This is a genomic window from Candidatus Pelagibacter sp. (assembly GCF_052049815.1).
GTDB lineage: Bacteria > Pseudomonadota > Alphaproteobacteria > Pelagibacterales > Pelagibacteraceae > Pelagibacter.
The window spans coordinates 1-3,240 of record NZ_JBNGZG010000070.1 but is presented as its reverse complement, the minus strand read 5'-3'; the positions used below and the strand labels follow the sequence as shown (position 1 = coordinate 3,240).

At 22.1% G+C, this 3,240-nt stretch carries 3 protein-coding genes; all 3 read left to right on the top strand.

All coding sequences use genetic code 11. From position 1 onward, the window contains the following. A partial coding sequence (locus ACTT9D_RS07090; RefSeq protein WP_440931082.1) for a hypothetical protein occupies positions 1–1,376 on the top strand: 1,376 nt, incomplete at its 5' end. Continuing rightward, complete coding sequence (locus ACTT9D_RS07085) at positions 1,369–2,037, top strand: VTC domain-containing protein (RefSeq protein ID WP_440931081.1); 669 nt, start codon at positions 1,369–1,371, stop codon at positions 2,035–2,037. The genes ACTT9D_RS07090 and ACTT9D_RS07085, both read left to right, overlap by 8 nt. 149 nt (positions 2,038–2,186) lie before the next feature. Beyond that, positions 2,187–3,240: TIGR04372 family glycosyltransferase (locus ACTT9D_RS07080; protein ID WP_440931080.1), on the top strand; the 1,054-nt coding region annotated here is incomplete at its 3' end.

Sequence of the window (3,240 nt, the reverse complement as noted above, 5' to 3'; positions counted from 1 at the left end):
AAAAAAAAATCTCTAAAGATGATTTAGTATTTGAAAAGACTATTGATAAGAGATTATTAGAGAATAGACACACAATTAGCAATTTCTTAAAACCTGTCTATCCAATTGAAGTAATTAACGCAAATAAAACAGATGGAGAACTAGTTGTTGAGCTTCAAAATAATTATTATTTTCCAATAAAGATTTCATCGATGGAGTATAGTGAAAAAACTTATAAAATTAACGAAATAATTTCCCCAAAAAAACTATCTTTAAATTCTTTATTTGAGAGTTCTTCTTATAACATACCTAAAAAACGTGAAACATCATTTATAAAGTTAAAAATAAATGAGCCAACTACAAATAATCAAATAACAAATATAAATTTTACAATTGGTAAAAATGATTACAATAAAACTGTTAAATTGATTGATTTTAATCCTGTAAAATTTGACAAAAGTTTTTTAGGAAACCTTGAAAAATTTTCAAGTGATTTCACTATTAATCACGATTTAAAACAAATAAGATTCAATAAAAATAATATTCAAATTTTTCAAACTTTAATTTTTCCAAAAAATTATCAAATTATATTGGATGATAATATAGAAATAACACTTAATAATAATTCTAATTTAATTTTTGAATCTGATATTTTTTACGAAAATCAAATACCAAATCTAATCCTATCATCAAAAGGTAAAAATTGTGTAATATTTAAAAATAATAGGATAAACATTAAAAGTTTAAGTCTAGATGGCTTTTCTCATTGCCAGAATTTAGGTTTTCATTTGACAGGAGGGATTAATTTTTACGAGTCAGACATAAATTTAAATTTATTGATAGCAAAAAATAATAAATCAGGAGATGATTTGATAAATATTATAAATTCAAACTTTAATATAAATAATTTAATATTAGAAAATAGTTTATATGATGCTCTAGATATAGATTACTCACATGGAAATATTTTGAATTTATCTTGTATTAATTGTGGAAGCAAGGAGGGAGGAGATGGAGTAGATTTATCTAACAGTGAAATTTTTATTAAAAATGTTAATATCTCAAATTCTAAAGATAAGGGTTTAAGCATAGGAGAAAATACTAATGCAAATATTGAAAAAATTAATGTTAAAAACTCTAATGTTTGTATTGCCAGCAAAGATGGATCTTATACTAAAATTGTGGAAGCAAGCTTAGAGAATTGCAAAATAGGTTTAGCGGCGTTTAACAAAAAAAGTTATTATGATCCATCTAAAATCGATATTTTAGAAATAAAATTCTTAAATAATCAGACAAATATCATGAGAGACAGATTAAATAAAATTATAATTGGAAGTTGGGAGCACAAAGATTTAAATACAATAAATGATAATATATTGTCTATAATTTATGAATGATACTCGATTAGAATTGAAGTATTTAATAAGTCTGCATCAAACAAATAAAATCTTAAAAATATTAAACACACTACCGTTTAGTTTGAAAGAAAAATATCAACCAAGATTAGTTAATAATATTTATTTTGATACATATAAAAATCACTCATTGATGGAACATTTAGATGGAATTAAAAATAGATATAAAATAAGAATTAGGTGGTATGGAGATTTTTTTAGTTTTTTTAATCCTACCATAGAATTTAAAATTAAAAATAACAAGTTAACTACTAAAAAAAAATTTCTCATGAAAAATTTTTCTTCAGAAATTTTAGCTTCAAAAAAAAAATTAATTAGTTTTTTAAAAACTGAACTTATAAATAATAAAATAATTAACTTTTCACAAAATTTTAAAGTTGCAAGAATAATTTCCTATAAAAGAAAATATTTTGAGGCAAAAAAAAATAAAATTAGATTTACACTAGATGAAAATTTAACTTATAAATTTTATAGCAAAGATAACTTAATATTATTAGATAATTTAAGAAAGTTTAAACAAAGACCATTTAACATTTTAGAGTTAAAATGTGAAGAAAGTCAAAAACAATTTATTCCATTGGTAGAAAAAAACTTGCAATTAAAAAGTCAATCATTTTCTAAGTTTATAGATTTTAGATATTAATGTTTTATAAAATATTTAAAAGATCATTAAAATTTTTTTTTTATATTCACTCACCACTTTTTTTATTATTAATCATTTTTATAAGGCCTCTTATTAAATTAAGATTTTCGTATCAATCTTCTCAGAGAATTGGTGATTTTGTCGCCCACATGGAAGTATACTTATCTAAAAGAAAAAAATTGCAGTCTGAATTTTATGATATTTTTATAATGACAGATATAATTGCAAATAAAACATATTTAAATCTTTTGAAGAAAAAAATTTTAGTTTTACCAAATTTTTTTGCATTACCAATTTATAATCTGATTTTATTATTAAAAAAAAAACTTAATTATTTCGAAAATTTTATTTTAGTTACTAATTTTGGAGATGATAATTTAAATATATATGAGACACCTGCTATTTTAAAACCAGATAAAAAATTTTTAAAAAAGGGTCAAGAATTTTTAAAAAGTTTAAATATACCTGAAGATGCAAAAATAGTTTGTCTTATTGTAAGAGACAGTGGTTATCTAGAAAAAAAATTTCCTCTTAAAGACTGGAAATATCATGATTACAGAAATTGTGATATTAATAATTATAAAAAAGTTGTTTTGAGCCTAACTGAGAGAGGATATTATGTTTTTAGAATGGGTGAAAATTCTAATCAAATCTTAAAAATAAAAAATAATCCAAAATATATTGATTATAGTCAAAATTTTAGAACTGATTTTCTGGACATTTATTTAGGTTATAGATGTAATTTTTGTATTACGACTGGTACAGGTTGGGATTTCATACCTGCTCTCACTTTTAGAAAACCTGTTGTTTGGACAAATTATGTACCAGTTGATGGGTTGCTCCCATACTCTAAAAGTTTTTTATTTTCAATGAAAATTTATTTTGACATTGAACAAAAAAAAAAATTATCTCTAAATGAAATTGCTAATAGATCCCTTACAAGATTAATGAGCACAATTGAATTTCAATCTAATAAAATAAGTTTAATCGAAAATTCTCCTGACGAATTGAATCAAATAGTTTTAGAAATGGTAAGTATCTTAGAGGGAAAAATGAATTATAGTCATGAAGATTTGAAATTACAAAATTTCTTTTGGAAAAAGTATATTAAATTTTTTATTTTGAGTAAAAAAAAGGATAACAATAATGATGATTTTAACCCAAATTGGAATATTGATACTAAAGTTAGTTCTAAAATTGGTA

Excerpts from the sequence above, each read along its gene's own strand:
- ACTT9D_RS07085 (WP_440931081.1), top strand. The coding sequence starts at position 1,369 with ATGAATGATACTCGATTAGAATTGAAGTATTTAATAAGTCTGCATCAA.